This is a genomic window from Nocardia sp. PE-7 (assembly GCF_030486425.1).
In the GTDB taxonomy this organism is placed as follows: Bacteria; Actinomycetota; Actinomycetes; order Mycobacteriales; family Mycobacteriaceae; genus Nocardia; species Nocardia salmonicida_A.
In genome coordinates, this window is sequence record NZ_CP129614.1 from 2,472,209 (window position 1) to 2,495,290 (window position 23,082).

At 65.5% G+C, this 23,082-nt stretch carries 25 protein-coding genes; 7 read left to right on the forward strand and 18 right to left on the reverse strand.

The annotated features are described in order from the left end of the window. Nucleotides 1–778 precede the first annotated feature (778 nt). Nucleotides 779–1,120: a DUF5713 family protein gene (locus QX204_RS11590; RefSeq protein ID WP_301906687.1), complete on the forward strand. Its 342-nt coding sequence runs from the start codon at nucleotides 779–781 to the stop codon at nucleotides 1,118–1,120. A gap of 212 nt (nucleotides 1,121–1,332) precedes the next feature. Here the strand turns inward: QX204_RS11590 and QX204_RS11595 are convergent, their stop codons facing one another. The 3 genes from QX204_RS11595 to QX204_RS11605 all read right to left on the reverse strand — a co-directional run bounded on the left by QX204_RS11595 (nucleotide 1,333) and on the right by QX204_RS11605 (nucleotide 3,292). Further along, complete coding sequence (locus QX204_RS11595) at nucleotides 1,333–1,815, reverse strand: hypothetical protein (protein WP_301906688.1); 483 nt, start codon at nucleotides 1,813–1,815, stop codon at nucleotides 1,333–1,335. A gap of 260 nt (nucleotides 1,816–2,075) precedes the next feature. After that, nucleotides 2,076–2,486 (reverse strand): VOC family protein, encoded by a 411-nt coding sequence (locus tag QX204_RS11600; RefSeq protein WP_301906689.1) that lies wholly within the window; start codon nucleotides 2,484–2,486, stop codon nucleotides 2,076–2,078. Between the two features lie 197 nt (nucleotides 2,487–2,683). Next, nucleotides 2,684–3,292 (reverse strand): TetR/AcrR family transcriptional regulator, encoded by a 609-nt coding sequence (locus QX204_RS11605; protein ID WP_301906690.1) that lies wholly within the window; start codon nucleotides 3,290–3,292, stop codon nucleotides 2,684–2,686. Nucleotides 3,293–3,353: 61 nt separating this feature from the next. Between QX204_RS11605 and QX204_RS11610 the strand changes: the two genes are divergently transcribed. Continuing rightward, the gene (locus tag QX204_RS11610) at nucleotides 3,354–4,115 is read left to right on the forward strand and encodes a nuclear transport factor 2 family protein (protein ID WP_301906691.1); all 762 of its coding nucleotides are present in this window, start codon (nucleotides 3,354–3,356) and stop codon (nucleotides 4,113–4,115) included. A 553-nt stretch (nucleotides 4,116–4,668) separates the two neighbouring features. On the opposite strand, the gene QX204_RS11615 is transcribed toward QX204_RS11610, so the two are convergent. The 6 genes from QX204_RS11615 to QX204_RS11640 form a co-directional block, all read right to left on the reverse strand. Continuing rightward, nucleotides 4,669–5,157 carry a hypothetical protein gene (locus QX204_RS11615; protein WP_301906692.1) on the reverse strand — a complete coding sequence of 163 codons (489 nt, stop codon included), beginning with the start codon at nucleotides 5,155–5,157 and terminating at the stop codon, nucleotides 4,669–4,671. Nucleotides 5,158–5,423: 266 nt separating this feature from the next. Next, the gene (locus QX204_RS11620; RefSeq protein WP_301906693.1) at nucleotides 5,424–6,032 is read right to left on the reverse strand and encodes a histidine phosphatase family protein; all 609 of its coding nucleotides are present in this window, start codon (nucleotides 6,030–6,032) and stop codon (nucleotides 5,424–5,426) included. Between the two features lie 254 nt (nucleotides 6,033–6,286). Continuing rightward, nucleotides 6,287–6,757 carry a hypothetical protein gene (locus tag QX204_RS11625; RefSeq protein ID WP_301906694.1) on the reverse strand — a complete coding sequence of 157 codons (471 nt, stop codon included), beginning with the start codon at nucleotides 6,755–6,757 and terminating at the stop codon, nucleotides 6,287–6,289. 57 nt (nucleotides 6,758–6,814) lie between these two features. Further along, on the reverse strand, nucleotides 6,815–8,527 hold the full coding sequence (locus tag QX204_RS11630) for an SMI1/KNR4 family protein (protein ID WP_301906695.1): 1,713 nt from the start codon (nucleotides 8,525–8,527) through the stop codon (nucleotides 6,815–6,817). A 177-nt stretch (nucleotides 8,528–8,704) separates the two neighbouring features. Next, a complete protein-coding gene (locus tag QX204_RS11635) occupies nucleotides 8,705–9,100 on the reverse strand; it encodes a hypothetical protein (RefSeq protein ID WP_301906697.1) in 396 nt (131 codons plus the stop codon). 456 nt (nucleotides 9,101–9,556) lie between these two features. Beyond that, a complete protein-coding gene (locus QX204_RS11640; protein ID WP_301906699.1) occupies nucleotides 9,557–10,819 on the reverse strand; it encodes an FAD-dependent monooxygenase in 1,263 nt (420 codons plus the stop codon). A gap of 243 nt (nucleotides 10,820–11,062) precedes the next feature. Here QX204_RS11640 and QX204_RS11645 point away from each other — a divergent pair, with 243 nt between their 5' ends. After that, nucleotides 11,063–11,275, forward strand: a complete 213-nt coding sequence (locus tag QX204_RS11645) for a hypothetical protein (RefSeq protein WP_301906700.1) — start codon at nucleotides 11,063–11,065, stop codon at nucleotides 11,273–11,275. 90 nt (nucleotides 11,276–11,365) lie between these two features. Here the strand turns inward: QX204_RS11645 and QX204_RS11650 are convergent, their stop codons facing one another. Together QX204_RS11650 and QX204_RS11655 are read right to left on the reverse strand one after the other, a co-directional pair. Continuing rightward, nucleotides 11,366–12,517, reverse strand: a complete 1,152-nt coding sequence (locus QX204_RS11650; protein WP_301906701.1) for a hypothetical protein — start codon at nucleotides 12,515–12,517, stop codon at nucleotides 11,366–11,368. 11 nt (nucleotides 12,518–12,528) lie between these two features. Continuing rightward, nucleotides 12,529–13,455, reverse strand: a complete 927-nt coding sequence (locus tag QX204_RS11655; protein ID WP_301906702.1) for a metal-dependent hydrolase — start codon at nucleotides 13,453–13,455, stop codon at nucleotides 12,529–12,531. A 121-nt stretch (nucleotides 13,456–13,576) separates the two neighbouring features. Here QX204_RS11655 and QX204_RS11660 point away from each other — a divergent pair, with 121 nt between their 5' ends. Further along, nucleotides 13,577–14,185: a TetR/AcrR family transcriptional regulator gene (locus tag QX204_RS11660; protein ID WP_062981759.1), complete on the forward strand. Its 609-nt coding sequence runs from the start codon at nucleotides 13,577–13,579 to the stop codon at nucleotides 14,183–14,185. Between the two features lie 50 nt (nucleotides 14,186–14,235). Here QX204_RS11660 and QX204_RS11665 read toward each other — a convergent pair whose 3' ends face one another. The 5 genes from QX204_RS11665 to QX204_RS11685 form a co-directional block, all read right to left on the reverse strand. Next, complete coding sequence (locus tag QX204_RS11665; RefSeq protein WP_301906703.1) at nucleotides 14,236–14,808, reverse strand: ABC transporter permease; 573 nt, start codon at nucleotides 14,806–14,808, stop codon at nucleotides 14,236–14,238. A 25-nt stretch (nucleotides 14,809–14,833) separates the two neighbouring features. Next, nucleotides 14,834–15,853 carry a medium chain dehydrogenase/reductase family protein gene (locus tag QX204_RS11670; RefSeq protein WP_301906705.1) on the reverse strand — a complete coding sequence of 340 codons (1,020 nt, stop codon included), beginning with the start codon at nucleotides 15,851–15,853 and terminating at the stop codon, nucleotides 14,834–14,836. A gap of 83 nt (nucleotides 15,854–15,936) precedes the next feature. Continuing rightward, entirely contained in the window at nucleotides 15,937–16,506 is a 570-nt protein-coding gene (locus QX204_RS11675; protein WP_301906706.1) for a TetR/AcrR family transcriptional regulator, read from the reverse strand. A gap of 51 nt (nucleotides 16,507–16,557) precedes the next feature. Further along, entirely contained in the window at nucleotides 16,558–17,364 is an 807-nt protein-coding gene (locus tag QX204_RS11680) for an SDR family oxidoreductase (RefSeq protein ID WP_301906707.1), read from the reverse strand. 4 nt (nucleotides 17,365–17,368) lie between these two features. Next, nucleotides 17,369–18,148: a crotonase/enoyl-CoA hydratase family protein gene (locus QX204_RS11685; protein ID WP_301906708.1), complete on the reverse strand. Its 780-nt coding sequence runs from the start codon at nucleotides 18,146–18,148 to the stop codon at nucleotides 17,369–17,371. 253 nt (nucleotides 18,149–18,401) lie between these two features. Here QX204_RS11685 and QX204_RS11690 point away from each other — a divergent pair, with 253 nt between their 5' ends. The 3 genes from QX204_RS11690 (at nucleotide 18,402) to QX204_RS11700 (ending at nucleotide 21,545) form a co-directional block, all read left to right on the forward strand. After that, nucleotides 18,402–18,821 carry a YciI family protein gene (locus tag QX204_RS11690; RefSeq protein WP_056817150.1) on the forward strand — a complete coding sequence of 140 codons (420 nt, stop codon included), beginning with the start codon at nucleotides 18,402–18,404 and terminating at the stop codon, nucleotides 18,819–18,821. Nucleotides 18,822–18,827: 6 nt separating this feature from the next. Then, the gene (locus QX204_RS11695) at nucleotides 18,828–20,105 is read left to right on the forward strand and encodes an RNA polymerase sigma factor (RefSeq protein WP_301906709.1); all 1,278 of its coding nucleotides are present in this window, start codon (nucleotides 18,828–18,830) and stop codon (nucleotides 20,103–20,105) included. An 81-nt stretch (nucleotides 20,106–20,186) separates the two neighbouring features. Continuing rightward, nucleotides 20,187–21,545, forward strand: a complete 1,359-nt coding sequence (locus tag QX204_RS11700; RefSeq protein ID WP_301906710.1) for an MFS transporter — start codon at nucleotides 20,187–20,189, stop codon at nucleotides 21,543–21,545. A 55-nt stretch (nucleotides 21,546–21,600) separates the two neighbouring features. Here QX204_RS11700 and QX204_RS11705 read toward each other — a convergent pair whose 3' ends face one another. Continuing rightward, on the reverse strand, nucleotides 21,601–22,077 hold the full coding sequence (locus QX204_RS11705) for a nucleoside deaminase (RefSeq protein WP_301906711.1): 477 nt from the start codon (nucleotides 22,075–22,077) through the stop codon (nucleotides 21,601–21,603). Continuing rightward, a complete protein-coding gene (locus tag QX204_RS11710; RefSeq protein WP_301906712.1) occupies nucleotides 22,074–23,054 on the reverse strand; it encodes an ornithine cyclodeaminase family protein in 981 nt (326 codons plus the stop codon). The genes QX204_RS11705 and QX204_RS11710 overlap by 4 nt, the downstream gene beginning before the upstream one ends. Nucleotides 23,055–23,082 lie beyond the last annotated feature (28 nt).

Here is a 23,082-nt window from a genome sequence, read left to right on the forward strand (position 1 = left end):
GATGACGGCCAGCAACGTAGACATGGTCCGACACTAGCGATCACGAGATACAGACCGGCGGTCGATCGCGGCCCGATCCGCTTCCCTCGACCGATGGGCGTTGGGGGCCCATTTCGCAAGCGACGATGCGGTACCGTTGTCGGGGGCCATCGAAGACCGTAGAGCGTCCATCATCGACACTGATCTCGTGGCCATCTCTGAACTTGTCTCCAGAAATCGACTCGCCTTGAAGATCGTCCGATAGCTGTCGACTGCGGAGCTGCCGGAGTCTGGCTTGAAGGGTCCATTCAACCTGTATTCGAACGTGTAGACCTTCCCGTCTTCGGTTGCCGGAGCAGTCCCTGTGACGCCGTAGCCGAACACCGTGCCGGTTTCGTACCGCATCCAGAAAAGTTCCACCGACCAGCCGTCTTGGACGGGATCTGTGCTCCAACTCGAGGTCATGAGCGTTTCCTCGCGAAATGGGGGACTTTCGAGCGAACTCCACAAAACCGATCCTCAAAAGATTAGATGAGCGGCCTACCGGATTGGCGGATCGACAAACTCGTCGTGTTCGGGTGGAACCAATCGCTCGGCGTCGGACGTCGCGCGATCACGTAGTCGAGGGCTTCGCGCGCCATGTCCCCATAGCTCGGCTCCCTGATGTTGGCGGAGCGCAGTCCGGATGCGTAACGCCACATCTGAACGCCCAGCTAGGTGTAGGGCAGCTTGCCGACCGCGCTGTTGTCGGTGGTGTCATGCATGATCGGCGCGCCACATCGAGAGACGGAGAAGCGCCATGCCGATCACGAACCATCAGACCGCAGGGCATGTGTTCCTGCAAGAGATGTACGAGGACCCCTACTTTCCCGATGCCGTGCTCGACCAGTGCAGGGCGGTCTTGCTGCGGCTGTGTGAGACGATCGAGTCGGAACGACCGTCGGATCTGGCGGCCCTGTATGTGCTTACCCAAGCTGCGGTGGCGGAGTTCAACGACCTGCAGTCGGAGTTCGAGGCAGCGGGCAGCGAAATCGAGACGGTGGCGCGAGAAGTGATCGGCGACGACTTCTGCTCGATCGCCTCGGCTTACGGGTTCACGGAGGCGGATTCCGAGGAACTGATCGCCGGGCGAGACTGGTGAGCTGCGAATAGCAGGGCTCGGAAACGAATGAGTGAACCCGCCCGCGGAGGAAGCGGCTACAACTTGATACTCCTCGAGTCGTCAAAATCCAGCACTCCGAACCGGTTTGAGCACGCGCTCATCGGCACGGCCGTGCGTCGATCTGGCCGGACGAACCGCGCGGGTAGCGGCAACAGGATGTTTCGCGAGAGCAGTTGCGGTTATGCGTTTGCTCAACGGTCTGGTACGACTGGGGCGGCGATTGAGGCGCCGAGTCCCTCGACAGCTTTGTCGTACTGATTGCGGTCGAACAGGAATGGACCGAACGCGGTGTAGTCACGAGTGGTGCGATAGGGCTGTTCGAAGCAGTCCCAGACGACAAGTCCGCCGGTCAGGCTTATGCGCGTCAGCAATGGCCAGCAGCCTAATTCCCCACAGTTGCAAGCGAGTACAGGGATCTTCTTTCCTGCGGTGAGGGGGGAGGATCCGTGAAAATGGTCGACTGCTGACTCGAATCGGAGGAATTGGGGTACGAGACCACCGTAAGCGTCGCCCGCAGGCTGCATGTCGGCGCTGATTTCGTAGGTGTCGATGAGATCGGTCAGCGGGATTGTGTCGATACGGGGCATGATCTGGTAAACGTCGGTACGTCCGGGCGGTCCTGGCCGATAATCGAATTGGATCTCGCTGATCGCTGTCAAACGCTTGCGCTGCAACCGCTTCCGGTCACGGGTACTCGACCCAACACCCGCACTACGGCGCGCGTCGGGGGACTGCGCCCCTCCAGGGATCACCGACTGAGGCGCACGACGCCCTTCCCAATTGAAAGAATCACTGCGTCAACGTATCCACCGCTCGCCCATCTCGCAAGGTAGACGCAGCAGCGCATAGGTGCGTCTGCGAACGCTGGTCGGTCGCGGCAGTTGCGGGATGTTCCCCTCAGAGTCCTAGATCCAATTTGGACCTTCCTGCTGCTCTACCCGGTCCTGGTCTGCTCGCCGAACACTCGCGGCATCAGGACCACGAGCCAACCGTCCGGATCGGCGAACAGCACCGCGCCGCCGCGTATCCAATATGGATTTGCGGGTGCGACCGGATGGTGCCCGCGTCCGGCTAGCCGATCGACCACGGCCCGAAGTGCTTGCTCCCCTAGCAGATACAGCACGAGTTGGTTCTCCGGATGAGGCGGCGGAATCACTGGCGGTGCCCCATGCTGGGTAATCTCCAGTTGCACCCCCGTCCCTGGCAGTCCGAATACGACCCCGTCGTACCCGTCGTGGTCATACCACTGCGCCAGCACGGCTAACCCCAGATCGTCGCGGTAGAAAGCGATCACATCGTCGAGTCGTGCCGTAGGCCGCGCGAACCGCACTGCCCCCACGCTCATATGATCCGCCCACATATCCACTCCAACAATACAATTCAACTAATCCATCCCAATCATGGATCGGCTCCGATCGCACCAAGATGCGCGGTGCTCGGCAGATGCAGACCTTCGTGACAGCGGCATGGGGTAAGAGCGGACGTTCAGTTGCCACGCCCAGCCCGCGAGACGCGCCCACATTGCGATTTACGAGGCTCGCCTCATGATCGGCGGCTTGTTTCGGCCGAGCTGACCTCGCTCATGAGTTGTGTCGCGACGGTGGTCACATGGCTGGCGAAGGCGTTCCGGTCGGTGCCGAGACTGCCTTCCGTCCACTCGACGAACAGTGAGATCAAGGCGCCGAAGAGTGCCGAAAAGCGCATTCGGACATAGGGATCGTCAGGGGAACCCACGATGCGATCACCCAGTGCAGCTGTCGCGATAGCCGGAATGCTTTCTCGCACATAGCCTCTCAACCGTACATCGGCCACCGGCTCGACCAACAGGATGCGGCAGATACGTGGATCGTCCTCCATCAGGCGGGCGGCGGCCTCGAACACCGCGTGCAGGTCGCTGGATGCCACCCCGGGCGCTACCGCTTGTTCTAGGCGAGACAGCGCAGCCCGGTACACCGCGTGCAGCAGCACGTCCGTACCGGTGAAGCTCTCGTAGAAGAACCGCTGACTCAGCCCCGCCGCACGACAGACGGATCGCATACCCAGGGCGGAAACGCCCTGCGTGCCAACCATTTCGACACCAACGTCGATCAGCCGCGCTCGCCGGTCGGCGGCGCGGCTCTCAGCCGTTTGTCCGCCGTAACTCCTTGACACGGCACCACATTACAACAACCATCATTGATCAGGAAGCACCTGCTTCTGGATGGAGAGGGTCATGTTCACCGACGAGCAGTTCCACCTTTCACTGCGACAGCCGCGCCTGACGCAGCCGATACCGACAGTGCTGACCAACCGTGCCGTGCCGGTCGAAGTTCTCGACGAAGCCGCGCTGACCGCCATGACGCAGACGTGGTTCGACGAATACGAGAAGAAGATCGAGTTCTATGCCGACCACGGCCTCGATATCGCCTGGACCCTCGACTGGGCGAAGAAGTACTGGTGGAGCTGGCAGACCCGGGATATGAGCTATAACCACGAGCTCTACACACATGATCTCAGGTACAAGGATGTGACGACGCTCGGCGCGACCATGGTCGGCCTCGACGAATTCGTGGCCTACAACTTCGCGTTCTTCGATGCCATTCCCGACTGGCGCTACGACCCGATACCCGGACAGTGCTACATCGACCTGTCACCGGACGGTGAGGTCAGAATGGTCGTGCGTTACTACGGAAGTGGTCACATCGTCGGGCCGCTGAAGCTTCATCCATACGGAGCGGGCGCGCCCGCGATCCCGGGCAACGGCGCGTTCATCCAGTGCACCGCCGTGGACCGATATCACTTCAACGCCGAACACCTGATGTATGAAGGCGAAACGCTCTACGACCTGCTCGACGGCGTGCAACTGGCCGGAATCGTCCCGGGGCCTTCGACGACAGCCTTTAAATGGCTGATGCGCGGGGCGGGACTCGCAACCCGAACCATCACCCGACTGCGCCCTCCCGCCACCCGGAATCGCTCGACATCCATCCGATAATCGGCAGCTGCGGACGTTCGTGACCGCCCGATAGGCGGCATGAGCGGACGTTGAAAGTTCTGACCCGAGTAGAGATTTCAGCTGCGGTAGTCGAGTAGCTCGGTCAAGTAGTGGGCGCGGTCCTGCTCGCCGAAGTCTCGAAGCGCGCCGGCGAGCTTGAACCCGAGGTTGTCTGCATCTGGATCCTCGAGGCAGTTGTAGATCCAGTTCAGCGTGAACTGTGTGACTCCGGTGTCACTGACTGCGCGGACATCATCGAGACGCCTACCTTCTCCATCGATGCGGTCCCGTCGAGGTTGGCACCTTCTCCTCTGGCCCAGTCGAGGAATTGATGTGCTTCGGCCAAAAGTTGATCACTCACGACGGCATCGTATGTGGCGGGACCGGCGCCCTGTTTCACGCTCATCGGCAGTAGCGGACGTCAGGAGGCACTGTCGGCCAACCGGTTTGGACGGCCGATCAGCGCCCGGTATGCGGTGCGGGCATTCGTGAGGCGCCGAACTGCTGTCACAAAACGTGGCAACATCCAGCTACCGGTTGTGTCGTTGCCACGCTAGCTCGTCGCGGGCTCACTCGCCTCGGGCCGGTGCTGCCGTTGGCTCAGCACGAGCGCGCCCGCTGCCAGCAGGTAGAATGGCGACGGGAGCAGCAAATCCCATCCCGCCGTGTCGTTGTGCTCGAGCGCCTTCATCCCGAGATATCCGTCTACCGTGCCGAGAACGGCCAGGATCCCTGCGGCCCAGCGTGTTCTGCGCCGGACCTGCCTGCGCGGCAGCGCGAAGACGACTGCGGGCAGCAGCACCACGAGGCCGGACTCTGTGACGAATACGAGCAATTGCTCGAGCAGCGGCGTCGTCGGGGAGCTTACCCCGACGACGGTCTCTGAGACGACCACCGTGGCCTCGCTGTGGTCCGCCTCGGCGTCACTGTCGGGCAGCTCCGGGAAGTGCGCATATAGCACCCGTGGGAATGCGACCAAGACCAAGGTCACCACGCGCCAGCAGGTGACACAACGCCACCACCGCCCCAGCGACACCACCATGCCTTCATCCCCTCCGACCGAGCTCTGCGCGGGCGACGCTACCCGCGCAGCCCATCCGCAGCGAAATCCGGCCGCGCCTTCGATCGGAAACCTACAGGCCGACAACGGATCCCGTCTGAAGGGATGCCGGGATGACGAAGTAGGGCGCGGTTTCGAGCACGACGTTCACCTGTCGAAGCCTAGATTCGATGTTCCGCCGGAGTATGCCGAGAGGTAAGTAGCCGAGACTTCCGGACCATCTCAACGCCCGGGCGAAATAGGCTGAATCAGCCCAGGTCCGGGTGGCCGACCCACTCGACAATCGTCCAGCCCTTCTGCGGGCTGCCCTCGAGGACGACGCGGCCGCCGTTGCGCATCGGATCGGTGCCGAGTTTGCCCGGGTCGGCGTTGTCGGCATTCATCATCGACCAGAACATGATGGTGCCGCCGTGCGAGAAGATCACCGGGTTGGCGCAGCCGCGGCGCTGCACATCGAGCAGTGCCTGATCGACACGGCCATCGAACTCGTTGCCGTCGATGGAGCCTGGAATCCGTGCGTTCAGGTCGCCGGAGAGCCACTTGATCGGCGCCTGTAGGTATCCGGACAGCGCCTCGGCCTCCGGGGTGCCCTCGTACTGACCTGCCTCGATCTCCCGGAAACCGGGCTGAATGTTGAGGCTCAGGTCCTGCTCGGCGACGGTCGGTGCCGCCGTTTGCTCGGTACGCACCATGTTGGACGCGAAAGCGCAGTCGTAATTCTTGTCGGCCGACTGCAGGGCCAGATTGTCTGCCTGTGTCCGGCCGCGTGAGGTCAGATCGGGTCCGGGCACCTTGGTGTCGATCAGGCCGGAGGTGTTACCGAGGGACTCGGCATGGCGTACCAGGGTGATGACCATTTCGCCGCTGCTGCCGGAGCTGCTCCCGGAGCTTCCGAAGTCGATATCGGCGGACGCGACGCCGGTAGTAGCGGTTGTAGCCGCTACCGCGGCCGCCATCACCGCAATGGGCAATCGAAGAGATCGGATTCGCATGGGTGGGAATGCCTTTCATCGTGGAGAACGCCACTTCAGGTATGCCGAAGAACCGGAATTTGGGGTGGCGTGTCTCACAAAAGCAGTCATTTGCCCGAAGCGAACACGGGGTTTCCCATTCATCGGGATCTTTCGCGCACTGGACTGAGCGCAGGCGAAATCACCGGTAGCGGAGGTGCGAGCGGCATGTCGACACACGCGACCCGCTCACCCGGCCGTTTCGGCACCGCCGATCCCGTCAGGCGACCTGGGGAGATCACTGTCCTGGATTCGGCAGATGGCGAACTTTCGCGACCGAGCGCCGAGCGGCATTGTCGCTCACTCGTGCTGACTGAAGTCAGCACCGATGAGTGCGATCCGGACGGTACTCCGAGAGCGCGAATGTTCACCGGAAGGTTCTCGTCCACCACGATGTCCGGCGTGATGCGGCGCACCGGAGGTAACTTCGCGCCGTCGGTGAGCAGATCCGCCACCATTGCCAAACAGTCCTGCTCGTCGTAGCCGGTGACACCGGCATACGGCGCGCTCCACCAGAGGGCTGATGTGTGGCCTCGATCGAATTCAATCCAGAACCGCCGTACCGCGGGCATATACGCTCCCATCGAATTCACTGATCGCTGAGCAGGAGTCCGGTTGCGGGGCAGGAATCAGTCCTCGGCCAGCTGCTTGCGAAACTCCCGCCGCCACTGCGGGTCGTGACGCAGGACCACGACCAAGCCCAAGGCTTCGTGAACCGGCAAGGTGAGCGCGTCGGCCAGCGCACGGGCGGCCATGGCACGGTCCTGCCGGACAACCTGGTCGCTATGAACGTGACGCGTCGCCCTGGACTCGACGTGTACGCGACGTAGCCGCAGGCCCAGGGCCGAATCGTCGGTAAGACCGGGGCGATTACCCTCGCTCAGAAGCGGCAATATGTCGGTGACCTCGTCGTAGGTGTCGAGTCCGGTCTCGGCGGCCAGCGACGTCATTTGCGCGGCGAGTACGCGGCGTAGGTGCTCGGGCGTCGCGGCGTCGACCAGGGCCGCGAACTGGTCAGGCACGGGAACCCGCTGGTTGCCGTCGGTGGGCAGCAGGGGCAGGATTTGCGCGCTGTCGAGTTCCCCGTTCAGGCCGGGTGGGGGCAGCGGGATGCCACAGCCGCGAACGACCGCGCCGCACACCGCCAGCAGCTGTTCGCGCCACTGCTCGGGCGTGGATTCCCGACCCAGCGGGGGCACAACGCTGACCGCGCACTGTTGGTCCGGATCCCAACGCGCCGCCCACTTGTCGTGAAACGGCAGACCGGGGAAGACCTCGAACGGGTCGCGCGTCCCGTCGGGCACAACAGCCGATCGAGTGTCGTACCTCGTCACGGGTTCACTGTTGTCGAATAGGGACACCGCGATCGAGCCGATTCCGCCCCAACAGCTCACGGACACCGCGCGGGTACTACAGGACACACGGCGCAGCACCTCCTCGCGCGCGCCCTCGAAACCATAGACACCCGCCTCTTCCTGGATCCCGAACGCCCAGCCGTCGTGGGTTCCCACCCGGACGGCCGGCAGCAGCACGCTGTTCCCACTCCTCGTCTTACGCCGACCTCGCGGCCGCCGGGTCTCGGGCAACGCTCCGAACCGGCGCAGTAGTTCGGCCTCGTCCAAGCCCTGTGCAAAGGTCAGACAGAACGAGTTGTATCCGCTCGGCCAGTTCTTCGTCGGTGCCGCGCGGGAGGTCGGCCGGCGCGGCGCGGCGACGATCGGGTCGGCGGCGGATGCGAGGTCGAGCAGGGACTGGGGCTCAGATCTAGGCTCGGGTGTGAACTCCCACAGCAACATCCCGTCGTCGACGACAGGGACATACGGTAGGCCCGCTGTCATAGCGGTTCCGCCTTCGAGGGAGTCGGCGATCTGTTCCGAGAATGCTGCGAGACTTTCCCAGTTCCCGAATCTCGTGCCCTCGGACTCCACATGCTGGCCTACCGCGCCGAACGACTCGCCTCGACGGCAGTCCACGACCAGCGCGTCCACACTGGAGGTGCGGGCGAAGATGACGAAATCCTGGTGCCAGTAGCCCTCGAATGGCAGGTCCTCGCCGTGCCTACCCCACAGTTCGTGGTGCATCCGGCTCGAGGCGACGATCTCGGCGAGGGTGTAGGGCTGATGGCCGGGGAAGCTGAAGCTCCCCGCACCGGGGGAGACTCCGTCGTGGTGCCGCAGATACGCGACCAGATCGGCGGGGAACTCCACCCCCAGCTCGGCAGCTCCGGCACTGATGGTCTCCGGTTCGGCAGGTGGCCGCAGCGATGCGTAGGTGCGCGGCGCGTGCGCGGCGAGCCATGAGTCGATCCGTCGCAGGGTCTCTTCGATGGGGGTCACATGCATTGTCTCGTCATTGCCTTCACCTATGCATCGCTGTCTGCTCCGGAGACCGTCTCGGCCGTCTCCGGGGCAGACAGCTCTGCCGGTGGTCGAGAATCGCTCAGCCTGTTGCGCGTCCACATGCTGAGAACTTGACGCATGTCGCCATTGCCGCTGGAGTCGGCGAAACCGATCGAAGTGCTAGCGGCAGCCGTGTCCTGTGAGGCATGCCTTGAACGCGAGGGACTTGATATTCGTGTACGGCTTGTTGAAGCTTTTGCCGTTGGCGGTCTCGGTGCCTGCGGAGACAAAACTGACCCAACGATCCGGTTCGACTCGGGCCTGAAGGTAAATCTTGCCGTTGTTGGTGTAGGGGTCGTAGAACTTGCCCCAGACCCGGCCGTCGTAGGCGCCTTGGCCATTACTGACCCAGTTCCAGCAGACGTTTATCGACGCCGTTTTTCCGCCCACGGTCGGCGTGCTGAAGTCCATGCACTTTTCGTTGGCGGCCATCGCTGGGGATGCCGTAACAGCTGGTATACCTACGGCAAACGCAACCGCGGCAATCGCGGCGCCGAGGTATTTGATTCGCGTCATCGGGTTCCCCTTGCTCATGTGTCGATCAAGCTGCTGACGAAACCGTATGTGCTACAGCATGGTTGACTCAATCCCACAAAACTGAGGTCTGGCGCCGGAGCGTGTCGGGCGAGGTGGTGATCCTGTCCCCGCTCGATGACATCGAGCGGACGTGGCCCCACGGGTGGTTGATCCACGCGGTCTCGCGCCAGCGCTCGGGCCATATGAATCCAGTGAACAATGCGGTAGCAAAACGAGCCTCGGGCCGACGCAGACCGGTCCGGGCTCGATTGATTCGAGGGTCGAATCGCGTACCCGAATGCCGAATTGCAGGTCTTTGACAGGTTTCGATCCGAAATTATCGGTCGCATACTGCGGTAGCCGCGGACGCGCTCAACTCGGCATTCGAGTGCGTTCGTCGGCTTGGTCCGACGGTGTCCTGGCGAGCGTCGGACCGTTCGTCACGTCGCGCGACATCTACGGCTCGGCCGACACGGTGATCGGCGGCTCGGTCGGGGCCGCGGTGGGCGGCACTCCGGTGTAGTCGGGTAGCTCGACGCCGTTGATCGCGCGGTCGATCAGTTCGGTGAACCATTCACTGGTGAAATCGGGGGTTGGCTCGGGATCTGACCCCGGAAGGTCGCGGCTGTGTGCGTGCAATCGGCCGATCTCCTGGTTGGCCTCGACGAACGAGCGCATCCGCTGTTCGTACGCGGCGAACCCGGCTTCGGGGTCCCAGCTGGCGGTGGCCAGCTCTCCGGCCAGAATGTAGGCGCCGACCAGGGCCAGCCCGGTGCCCGCCCCGGAAAACGGCGACGAGCTGAACGCCGCGTCCCCGAGCAGCGCCACCCGCCCGCTCGACCAGCGGTCCATCACCACCTGAGCGACCTGGTCGAGGTAGAAATCCGATGTGTCGTCCAAGTGCGCGAGGATGTTCGGGGTCAGCCAGCCGAGGTCGGCCATTCGCTCACGCAACAAGTGCTTCTGGGCCGTGACGTCGCGGTAGTCGACGTCGAAGTCCGGGGAAGGGAAGGAGAACATGGCCATCGCGCGGGTGGCGTCCCGGATGGGTCGCAGCCCGGCCGAGCGACCGGACTCCTGAAAGTCGATCAGCCAGCGGTCCAGTCCGAACTCGTTGGGCACACTGTAGAAGGCCAGCATGTGCCCGAGATGGCGGACGAACCGCTCGTGCGGCCCGAAGACCATCGCCCGAAGCGGCGAATGCAATCCGTCGGCTCCGACCACCAGGTCGAAGCGTCGCCGGTCGCCGCCGGCGAAGGCCACGTCGACCCCGCCCGCGTCCTGGGTGAGTTCGGTGATGCGGTCGCCGAAGATGTACTCGACACCATCGCGAGTGTCGTCGTAGAGCACCTGGGACAGGTCCCCGCGCAGGATCTCGATCTCGGCGATGTACCCGTCGCCGCCGTGGTCGTCGGCACGGAAGGTCTCCAGCACGTTTCCGTGGACGTCCACGGTGTGGGCGCCGGCGGTCTCGGTGCACGCCGCGCGGACCGCCGCGTCCAGTCCCATGCGCCGGATGACCTCCTTGGCCACCCCGCGCGCGTCTACGGCCTGCCCTCCCGGACGCAAGGCGGGCGCTCGCTCCACCACAGTCACCTCGGCCCCCCACCGGCTCAACCAGTGGGCCAGCGCGGGGCCGGCGATGCTCGCCCCGGCCACCACCACCCTGGGACCGCTCGTTCGGATCGTCTGCCCCTGTTCGGAATCGTCGACGCCCACCACTGCCTCCTGTATTCCCTCCCGTACGGGAGCGGTCCCGGTACAGGCCCACCGCTGTGGGTGTATCCAGCTGTATCGACGACAGCGCACTCCAGAATTCATCGGTGCAGCCGCAAACATGTGCCCCCGGATCCGTGGGCCAGGGAACCGGGGGCTAGTGGCTCAGTTGATGCCGCAATAGCGTGACTTTACTGCTCGAGGGCAGTGCGATAGTCCGAAAGCTCAGAGCAGTAAGGAATTTCGATGAGACGAACACTGGCTGCGGCCACCCTGGCCGGGGCGCTGATGTCGGCACCGCTGGCGACCGCCCAGGCCGCCACCGAACAGGTCGCCCCGGTCGCCGGGTGCGTCGAGTTCCCCATCGGCGCGCCGGGCGGGTGCGATTTCTTCCAGAACATCCTGCAACTGCTGAGCGTCGGCTCGTCCACCCTCAGCGATAGTCCGAACGCATCCTGAACCGAAGAATAGGCGATGATGTCGGCGCCTGTCCTGCGCGCCGACATCATCGCCTCTCGTGCCGGTTGGCCCGGCACCGCTGGTGCTGGCTCAGCTGGGCACGTTCGAAGCCGCCGAAACAGGGGCCTCCGGGCTGGTTTTCGAGCGGGGCACCGTGAAGGTGGCCACGACCGATGCGATGGCGATCACGAAGCAGGCCGCTGTGTACCACAGGTTTCCGATGGGATCGCCGTTGCTCGTCCGACCGTCGACGGCGTCGAAGAAGTCGGGCAGTGACGCGATCCAGAGGAGCGCGAAGACGGCGAGATAGAGGGTGGCGAACCGTTGGACGAACGGGTCCGCGTATTGCGAGGGGGGCGTGGAGCCCTGGCGCAATTGGGTCCACTGGCGGATCATCACGAATCCGGCGACCACCGCGAGGACGGCCAGCTCCAGTGCGTAGACGATGCCGCGCACGGTGTCCCCGCTCATGCCGATGACGGTCGCGGGCAGGGGGAGCAGGAAGGTGCCGAGTGAGGCCAGCAGGCCGATGACGATGGTGCGCCAGGTCAATTCGATGCCGGAGAAACGTCTGCCGTCATCGACGTGGCGGCCGACGAAGTACTGCACGCAGAACGCGAGCGACATCGGCCACAGCGCCGCGAAGACCACGACGCTGCCCATCGGGACCGAATCGAACATGGGCTGATTGATCGGGTTGTCCACCGACCATTCCCACCAGCGCAGCTGCGGCCCGAGGTGATCGAAGATCTCGTAGAAGGCGTGGTGAACGAAACCCACGCAGGTGGCGCCGATCAGAACACCGAATCGGCGGAAGATGCCGAGCATCCGGACGAGGCCGAACGCCATCGTGGCCATCAGCGGATAGATCGCGATGATGTAGATAGGTAGGCGACCCCAGAGGAAGTCCACGGTGAACACGTTGTGCGCGAACATCGTGTCGATGTGGTCTTCGATGCCGAACGCGGCCGGGAAGTACAGGGGCGGTTCGATGATGAACAGGTAGGCGGTGGCGCCGAACCACAGGACCAGATTGGTGGGGTCGCCGTGGCGGCGCAGGCGCACGATCGCGTACCAGAGCGCGAGAATCGCGCCGACGACGATGGTGAGTTCGAGAACCGGCAGGGTCCAGTTCTCCAGGGCGAACGGGCTGCGGAACTCGACGAGACCGCCCGCTTCTTCGCAGGAGAAGCCGAGTTCGTGAGCGAGGTCGGCGAAGGTCGGGGAACAGTGATCAGCCATCGGGATACCTTCTACGAGCTGACGGAATCGGCGGTGTACCAACGGGTGACGTCATAGCCCTCGTCGTAGCGGCGGAACCACTCGTCGGCGAGTGCGGGCAGCTTCTCGTGCGCGGGATTGTGGCGCGGCATCTGGCTGCGGATGATGCCGCCCAGCGCGACGAGCTGTTCGCCCAGCCCGAGATCGTCGAACGCGCGCGGCATCGTCCCGTTGTCGGCCGGCTGGAGGAAGGGCAGCCAGCGGCGCAGCGTCTGGCCCCTGCGGTAGTTGGCGAACATCGACAGCGCGTCGACCTGCCGATCTTCCAGCGGCACATGCTCGTTGAAGCCCTCGCACGCCACCCGGATCACCTGCAGCACGTGCCGGAAGATCGACGCCGCCACCCGCATCCGGTACAGCTCACTGTCGACCACCGAGTTGAAGATGATCAGCGCCGAGCTGCGATGCTCGACTTCCTCGACGAAATGCCAGATGAACAGTGAGGCGACGCGATCGTCGCCGGGGGCGAACAGATTCTTGTCGTTGTCGAGCATCAGCTTGAACACCGGCGTGAAGGTCGCCTCGAGGTCGGCGGTGTAGGCGAGGCGGTACTTCACCGGGGTCTCGGCGGTGAGCTTGTCGAACTCGCCGATCACCGCGTCGAGGGTCTCCTGCAGGCCCGGGTAACGGCGGATCAGCGCCTTCACATGCTGGCGGTGGGCGTTGGAATGCTGACCCTCCTGACGCATGAACGCATCGGCCTCCGAGGCCACCTCGGGGTCGGTGATCTGCGGTTTCGCCTGCGTGATCAGCTGCACGATCATCTTCTCGAAGCCGATCGCCAGGAACGACACGGCATTGGCCATCGACGAGAACGCCGGGTTCTGTGGGTTCCACAGAAACGGCACGTCGTAGTCGGAGAACGCGAAATCCATTTTGCGGACGTGAAGATCGGTCACGGTGGGGTTACCTCGTTGTCTGCCACTCGGTTGATTGAAGCAATCATACGAAGAGGCCGACGAGTGTATGATCACTTTGACGGAATTCGCTCTGACCTGGGGTTGTGCTAGCGTCCACCCGGTGGCACGTAGACGTGGGTGGGGCGGTAGTCCGCCGGGGGACGACGCGGAGGCAACCCGCCGGATCATCGCCGCGGCAGTCGAACTGATCGGCCGGACCGGTGCGGAGATCAGCATCGCCGACGTGGCCGAATCGCTCGGCGTCATCCGCCAGACGGTCTACCGATATTTCCCCAGTGCCGACGCGCTCATGACCGCCGCGGCCATCGCCTCGGTCGACGATTTCCTCGACCGACTCACCAACCAGGTCAGTGGCCTCGCCGACCCCGTCGAGGCGATGACCGAGGCCGTCGTCTTCACTCTCACCGATGTCCGTCGTACGCCTCACCTGGGCATTCTGCTGTCGAGTTCGTACTCCAACGTCCACCCGGAGAGCATCACCTCCGATGAAGCCCAAGCTTTCGGCATGACCATGATCCGCCGCTTCGATGTCGACTGGGCGGCTCATGGTTACGACGAGCCCGCTCTGCGCGAACTCGTCGAATACGTCCTGCGCACGATGCAGTCGTTCTTCCTGTCACCGGGTAGTCCGACACGCTCCGACGAAGAATTGCGCCGCTACCTGCACCGATGGATGGGCACTGCGATCAGCGCGCAGCCATCGAGCTGAAACGCCGAGCGTGCCCGCCCGGAAAGCCGGACGGGCACGTCGCTGAAATCTCAGGCCGCCGCGGCGGCGATCCGGCGCGGCTCGATCACGGCGGCGAGCAGATAGCTGCCCCCACCGGCCAGCGCCAGCGCCCAGTACAGGTACGCGCCGTCGAGAAACAGTGCGGCCGTGGAACTCACGGCAAGCCATGCGCCGAGCGTGTACTGCAGGACATCGCGGTAGGCGGCACCGCCTGCCAGGTAGAGCAGCCCGACGATCAGCCCGGATCCGGTCGGCCACAACGTCGCGGCGGTATCGGGGCTCAGCGTGGAGCCGAGAGCCGTGATCAGGAAGAACAGTGCCGCGAAGCCGATCGGCCACGAGGCGCCGAGCAGATTGCCCACGACCGCTTCGCGTCCCGTCGCGCCCCGCTGGGCTCTCATGGAGACCACGATGGTCACGATCATGGCCGCCAGCAAACCGACGCCGAGGAGTGCGCTCGGCACGAAACTCGGCAGCTCGAGCAGGGGGTTCGGACCATGGCTGAGGGCGAACGCGCCGTGGCCGACGAGCCAGGCGAGGCCGAAGCTCAAATAGATGGGGCGATTGTCGAGGACAGTGCGAACGGGCTGGGAGGCGTACATGATCGATCTCCGGTGTGTGAGCGGGTCAGGCGCTGACGAGGACGACTTTGCCGGTGACGGTGCCGGATTCGGCGAGCTCCATCGCTCGGGCGGCATCGGTGAGCGGGATGCGGGCCGCGACCTGGGCGGTGACGGTGCCCGCGGCGGCGAGCGCGAAGACCTTGGTGAGGTCTTCGGCGATACGAGCACGGAAGCGGGTGAGGTGGCGTTTGCCCGCCCACAGGTTGTAGAAGTGCGCGCTTCGCTTGTTGGGCAGCATGTTCCACCACAGCAGGCGGGCGAACAGTTTCAAGACCGGCAGTCGGGAATCGCCCTCGTCGTTCTTGGTGGCCGCCGTTCCGTAGGAAACGAGCGTGCCGCCGTCGGCGAGCAGGGCGAACGAGTCGGTGATGCCGGGTCCACCGATGTGATCGAAGACGGCATCGACGCCCTGCGGTGCGAGAGTTCGAACCTGCTGCGGCACATCGCCGCGGTAGTCGATCCAGGTAGCGCCCAGTGCGGTGACCGCGTCGGCATGGCGAGCGGACGCGGTGCCGATCACGTGAATACCCGCGGCCCTGGCCAATTGGACCAGGGTCGAGCCGACGCCGCCGTTGGCGCCGTGAACGAGGATCGTGTCGCCGGACCGGACATCGGCCGTGCGGTGCAGCATCTGCCAGGCGGTAATGCCGTTCACGACAAAGGTTTCCGCGGCGGCGGCGTCGAGTGCGTCCGGTACCGGGATCAGGTCTGCGGCGGCGAGGTCGACGTGGCTGCTCCAGCCGCCGGTCTTGGTCAGAGCGGCGACCCGTTGCCCGATCAGCGTCGCGTCGTCGGCCGCGATCACCGTGCCGACCAGGTCGTAGCCGGGGACGAAGGGGAAGGGCGGCTGGTCGAAGTACTTGCCGCGGCGCATCTGCTGCTCGGCGAAGGACACTCCGGAGGCCTCGACCCGAACCAGCGCGCGACCGGGGCCCGGTGCGGGGAGTTCGCGTCGGGTGACGAGCAGGCCGCTCGGGTCCACTCGTCCGGGCAGGACGATCTCGGTGGCGGTAATGCTGTTCATCAGGTTGCCTTCCATGGTGTGTGACTGGTCAATCACTCTTGGTGGAAAAAGAAGCTCCAACCGCAAAAGGCTGGAGCGAGGGGTCAGTGGGCTTTCGGGTGGCGCATTCCGGTGGTGAGGGCGGTGGCCCAGGGGCTGTCGTTGCCGTCGAGCCCGAGGGTGGTGACGAGGTGGCACAGCTGGCCGTAGGCGATGAAGTACTGGATCTGCTCGGGAGTGCCGCCGGAGCGGCGCTGCGCGAAGGTGGTCACCTTGGCCAGGCCGCGGCGCAGCGCGTCGGCGATCTCCGGGATGTCGGTGGCGGATTGGGCGTGCACCTGCAACATGAGCAGGCTCTTGTCGGCGATGAGTTCGGCGTAGGCGCCGCCCATGTCGTGCAGGATTCCGGCCGGGTCCTCGGCGGTGGAATTCGCTGCGCCCGTGGACATCGCGCGTTCGACGAGATCGAAGCAGCGATCGAGCGCGGCGACGAACAGGGCCACCTTGCCGGGGAAGAGTTTGAAGACGTAGGCGGGGGAGATGTCGGCGCGCGCGGCGACGGTGTTGATCGGGGTGCCGTGATAGCCGGTCTTGGCGAACTCGACGATCGCGGCGTCGACGACTGCGTCTCGCCGGACGTCCGAGGTGGAGAGGGTGGCACCGCGCTTGGTCATGTGAGTGACTGTACACTCACTCTTTCGTGAGCGTCGATGCCAACCAGGGGATCAGTGCAGATCAGCGAGAGCGGTGTCGACGTCCGGGCCGGTCAGGCTGTGCCGTTCACTGCGCATGACCAGGCGTAATGGCCGTGGACAGTCCGGCGCGGCGCTGAAGCGATCGGTTGCCACGATGCGCGCTGGGGCGTCGAGGTGGTCGCGGACCCGGGTCATGAGGTCGTAGCGGCTGAGAATTTCCGCGCCCGCGAGGTGGACCACGCCCGATTCGTCGGTGAGCTGCTCGAGCGCGGGCGCCAGGCTCGGCAGATACAGCGGATTGCACACGATGTCGGTGCGCGCCTGGATCTCGGGTGCGGCGAAGCGGGCCAGGAATTTGTTCGACAACGGGCTGCGCCCGTACACGAGCGGGAGGCGGACAACGAGGTGGCGCTCGTGTGCGAGGACCAGATCCTCGGCGGCCACCTTGGTCTCGCCGTAGACGTTGATCGGTGTGCGCGTCGCGCTTTCGTCGTAGTGGTCGGCCGTGCCGTCGAAGACATTGTCGGTCGACAGGTAGACGAGTTCGGCGCCGGTATCGTCGACGGCCTCGAGCAGCGGCACCATCGGCGCGACGTTGGCCGCGTAGGCGGCGGTGGGATCACGTTGCGCGGCACCGAGATCCACGACACCGGCGGTGTGGATCACCACGTCGAACCCCTGCTCGAGCAGGGTCCGCACCGCGCCGGTGTCGGCGAGATCCACCGGGGCGAGCCCGTGCCCGCCCCGGCTGGTCCCGACGACCTCGTGATTCTCGGCGAAGTGCGCGTGCAGCGCGCTGCCGACGAAACCGGAGGCGCCGAGGATCAGGATCCGCATCGGGTCAGCGCGCCTGCCAGTTCGGCTTGCGCTTCTGCGCGAAAGCGATGGCGCCCTCACGCATGTCCTCGGTCACCGCGACGGCCATGATCTCGCGGTTGGACTGGTCCCAGGCGGTGTCGTCGGCGAGCTTGCCGTCGATGATGCCCAGCGCCACCCGCTTGCTCGCCTGCACCGCCAGCGGCGCGTTCTCGGCGATCCGGCCGGCCAGCGCCAGCGCGGCATCGAGAACCTCGGCGGCGGGCACGACACGATTGATCAGGCCCAGCTCCAGCGCCCGGGCCGCGGTGATCGGCTCGCCGGTGAGGATCATCTCCATCGCCACCTTGCGCGGCAGCTGCTCGGGCAGGCGGAACGCGCCACCGGCCGCGGCGAACAGGCCGCGGGCGACCTCGGGCAGGCCGAAGGTGGCGGTCTCGGCGGCGACCGCGAGATCGCTGGCCAGGACGAGTTCGGTGCCGCCGCCGAGCGCGAAACCGTTCACCGCGGCGATGGTCGGCTTGCTGATGGCGTGTCGGACGTACCCGGCCAGGTTCCAGTCCTCATGTCCCGGGGCGAGAATCGACTCACCACGACTCAGCGCCTTCAGATCCGCGCCGGCGCAGAACGCCTTCTCGCCCGCGCCGGTGAGAACCACCGCGCGGATCTCCGGATCGGCCTCGGCTCGCTCGAGCGCCTCGCCGACCCCCGCGCTCACTTCGGCGTTGACCGAGTTCATGGCTTCGGGCCGATTCAGCACGATCACGAGCACATGCTCGCGTTGCTCGACGAGGACTGCGCTCACGAGTGACTCCTTCGCTAGGTGGCTGTCGGCATGACAAACCTCTTCGATCTGTATCACGCCGGACGATCTTGAATATCCGAATCGGGGATTCGCGTCCGTCGTCGAGGCGCGCATCCCGCACTCGCCGTAGGCTGCCGAACACTCGCGAAAAAGAATTTTCGGCCGGGTGTCGATCTGCCGTGGTGCCCGTTCGACCTAGGGATGAACGCAGGGCCCGGCAGGCGGGCCCACATCGATCCGAGGAGACGAAACCATGAAGTACATGCTGATCATGCGCGCCACCGACGAAGCCTGGGCGGCCATGGCCGATATCGACTTCAACGAGATTCTCGAGACCATGGGCAAGTTCAACGACGAGTTGATCAGTGCCGGGGTACTCGTCGCCGCCGAGGGGCTCGACGACGCGGCCCAGGGCGTGGTCGTGGACTACTCGTCGGAGACCCCGGTGATCACCGACGGGCCCTACGGGGAGACCAAGGAACTGTTCGGCGGGTACTACATCCTCAACGTGGCCTCCAAGGAGGAGGCGATCGAGTGGGCCAAGCGAATGCCCTATGTCGGCCCCGGCACCAAGACCGAGATCCGCCGGGTCACCAGCATCGACGAATTCCCGCAGGACAACATCTGGATCAAGAAGGAGCGCGCCTGGCGTGAAGCCACCGGCCAGCTCTGAACCGCGATGAGTGACCACACCGGCCGCGAGGCCGTCGCCGCCGTCTGGCGGATCGAATCGGCCCGTATCGTCGGCGCGCTCGCGCGCTACACCCGCGATTTCGCGATGGCCGAGGATCTGGCCCAGGAAGCACTGGCGGAGGCGCTGGTGACGTGGCCGCGCGAAGGCGTGCCACGTCAGCCGGCCGGGTGGTTGCTCACCGTCGGCAGACGCCGCGCGATCGACGCGTTCCGGCGCCGCGCCGCGCTCGACGATCGCTACACCGCCCTCGCCGCCCACCTCGGCGAGGGCGATGCGCTCACCGGTGGCGACCCCGTCCGTGCGGCGGCGGACGTGCTGTGGGATCCCGATCAGATCGACGACGACGTGCTCGCGTTGATGTTCATCTCGTGTCACCCGGTGCTGTCGCGGGAGGCACGTCTGGCCTTGACGCTGCGCGTCGTCGGCGGTCTGACCAGCGACGAGATCGCCAAGGCCTGCCTGGTGCCCACCGCGACCGTGCAGGCCAGGATCACCAGGGCGAAGAAGACACTCGGCGCGGCCGAGGTCGCGTTCGAAGTGCCGCCCGCCGCCGAGCGCCGGGCTCGTCTGGGTTCGGTGCTCGGCGTCATCTACCTGATCTTCACCGAGGGATCGTCGGCCAGCACCGGCGACGACCTCATCCGCTTCGATCTCGCGGGCGAAGCACAACGGCTGGCCCGCGTGCTCTCGCGGCTGATGCCCGCCGAACCCGAGGTCTACGGCCTGCTCGCGCTGCTCGAGCTGACCGCGGCGCGGTTCCCCGCGCGCACCGGTCCCGACGGGGAGCCGGTGTTGCTCGAACAGCAGGATCGCCGCCGCTGGGACCGCTCGGCGATCCGTCGCGGTCGTGCCGCGCTGGTGAAAGCCGGTGAAGTGGGGCGTGGTCTCGGCGCGTACGGTCTGCAGGCCGCGATCGCCGAATGTCACGCGGTCGCGCCCTCGGTCGAACGGACCGATTGGGAACGGGTAGTGGTGCTGTACGAGGCGTTGGGCAGGCTCGCGCCCTCACCGGTGGTGGACCTGAACCGGGCGGTGGCGGTGTCGATGGCCGAGGGCCCGGCGGCGGCCTTGCCGATCGTCGACGAGCTCGCCGCAGCCGGCACCCTGTCCACCTCGCACCTGCTGCCCAGCGTGCGCGGCGAGCTACTCAGCCGACTCGGCCGCACCACCGAAGCTCGTGCGGAGCTGGCCGAAGCCATCCGCCGGTGCGGCAACGAACGCGAAAAGGCTTTTCTCGCGAACAAACTCGCTGCTCTCGTGTGACCCGGGCCTTCGCGTGCTCGTAACGTTTGCTCGCAAAGTGGTCGGGTATTCGTGAAAGGCGACGACGAGAGGGTGTTGTGGATGGCGAAGGAATCGAAATCGGTGCTGCACCGGGCAATCGGTGCGTCGGCGATCGGTAATGCGGTCGAATGGTTCGACTATGGTGTCTACGCCTATCTGGCGACGTATATCGCGAGATCGTTGTTCCCCGGTGACGGCGAGTCCGGGATGGTCTACACGCTGCTCGGTTTCGCCGTATCGTTCCTGATCCGGCCGGTGGGCGGCATGATCTGGGGCCCGCTCGGCGACCGCATCGGGCGTAAGCGAGTACTCGCCACCACGATTATTCTGATGGCCGGATCGACGCTCGCCGTCGGCCTCATCCCGAGCTTCGAGATGATCGGCATCGCCGCCCCGATTCTGCTCTACGCGCTGCGCATGATCCAGGGACTGTCCGCAGGTGGTGAATACGGTGGCGCCGCGACATTCATGGCCGAATACGCGCCCGATCGCAAGCGCGGATTCTATGGCAGTTTCCTGGAGGTCGGTACGCTCGCCGGCTTCACCCTCGGCAATCTCGTCGCCCTGCTGCTGGTGAATGTGCTCGACGACGCGTCGATGGATTCGTGGGGTTGGCGCATCCCGTTCATGATCGCCGGTCCGCTCGGCCTGATCGGCATGTACCTGCGCAGCCGGGTGGAGGACACCCCGGTGTTCCGCGAGGTCGACCGCAAGGACGAGACCGAGGAAGTCTCCGGCGTCTACCGCGATCTGGTGACGAAGTACCTGCGCCCGGTGCTCACTCTGTTCGGCCTGGTGATCGCGCTCAACGTCGTCAACTACTCGTTGCTCAGCTACACCCCGACCTACCTCGGTTCCACGCTCGGCATGGAGGAATCCGACGCGCTGCTCGTGCCGCTGATCGGCCAGATCGCGATGCTGTGCACCCTGCCGTTCCTCGGTGCGCTCTCGGACCGGATCGGGCGCAAACCGATGTGGATGTTCTCGTGCGCGGCGATGATGATCGCGGTGATCCCGGTCTACCACCTGATCGGGTCCTCGCTCACCGGCGCGATCGTCGGCTTCGCGATCCTGGGCCTGCTCTACGCTCCCCAGCTGGCGACGATCTCGGCCACCTTCCCCGCGATGTTCCCGACCATCGTGCGTTTCGCCGGTGTGGCGATCGGTTACAACGTCGCCACCTCGATGTTCGGTGGTACCGCGCCGGTGGTCAACGAGGCGCTCATCAGCGCGACCGGCAACAACATGATTCCGGCGTTCTACATGTTCGGTGCGTGCGCCGTCGGCTTGATCGCGTCGTTCTTCCTCATCGAGACCAAGGGCGTCTCGCTGCGCGGTACGCAGGTGCCGGGCACTCCCGAGGCGATCGAGGAACAGCGTGAGCTGGGCGAGCCCGTCGAGATCGCCGCGGCGAAGTGACCGCACACCGAGGGCGCGGCGTCGATGTGGCGCCGCGCCCTCGGTGTGTCCGGGACTAGTTCTTCGCGGCCGCGCGGAACACGGCGAGCGCTTCCTCGCCGAGGTGCGGTCCGCTGACCTCGACCGGCACGTTCGAGCTCGCGACGACCGCGGCGCAGGTGAGCGCGAAGCTGGGACCAGGGGGCAGGATCGGCCCGAATTCGGCGGCGGCGGCGGCGAAGACGATGCGACCGACACCAGCCCACACCATCGCGGCGGCGCACATCGGACACGGTTCGCCGCTGGCGTAGACGGTGGCGCCGAGCAACTGCGCGGCGTGGCCCGCGGCGGTCGCGAGGGTGATCGCGACCAGTTCGGCGTGGGTGGTGACATCGCCGGTGGAGTTCACCGCGTTCACGCCCTCGGCCAGGACAGCGCCGTCCGGGGTGACCGCGACCGCGCCGAAAGGCCGGTCGCCGAGCGCGGCCGCGTGCCCGGCGAGGTCGATGGCGCGGCGCAGGTGGGTGATGTCGATATCGGTCAGCTCGCTCATGAGGTGAGATCCACTTCCGTTCCGATGCCGTTGGCGCGGGCCTTGTCGATGAGCAGGCGGGCGGCGGCCAGATCCTGCAGGCCGATACCCACCGAATTGAACAGGGTGATGTCGCGGTCGTCGCGACGTCCGGGTGCCCGGCCCGCGATCACCTCGCCCAGCTCGGTGCTCACCGCGTCCTGGGTGATCGCGCCTTCGGCGATGGCCATCAGGGTGTCCCCGGACTTGGTGAGCGTGGTGCCGACCGAGTCTACGACGACCCTGGACCGGCGCAGGGCTTCGCCGTCCACCTCCCGGTGATCCGCACGCGGCGGCGCTCCGACGGCATTGACGTGCAGGCCCTCGCCGAACCACGCGCCGCGGACGATCGGTTCGCGGGAGGGCGTGAGGGTGCACAGCACATCGGCGGCGCGGGTGACTGCCTCCGGGCTGTCGAGGGCGCGCACCTCGACGCCGAGATCGGCTATCGCACTGCGGAATCGGTCGACCGTGGCCGCGGTTCGCGACCAGACCAGCACGGTCTCGAGCTCGCGCACGGTCGCGATCGCGCGGGTGTGTTCGACGGCCAGATTGCCCGCACCGATCACGCCGAGGATCGAACTGGCTTGCCGGGAAAGGTATTTCGTGGCCACGGCGCTGGCGGCCGCGGTACGAACGGCGGTCACGAGCCGTCCGTCGATCAGTGCCTCGCACGCACCGTCGGCCGCCGAGGTCACCACGATCACCGAGCGCTGCACCGGCAGTCCGCGCTCGCGATTGGCAGGCAGGTCGGCGAGCAGTTTCACCGCGGCCGCGCCGGCGGACTCGGCGGCGGCGACCATCGGCACGAACGCGGCCTCGCCCAGGGTCATCGCCGGTGGGGCGGGCACGAACGCGGTGCCGAGGGCCAGATCTGCGTGTGCGCGCTCGACGGCGGCGAGCACCTCGCCGCGATCGAGGACAGCGGTCACATCGGAATGCGACAGGATCAGAGTCAACGGTGGCTCCTACGAAAGTAGCGACAGG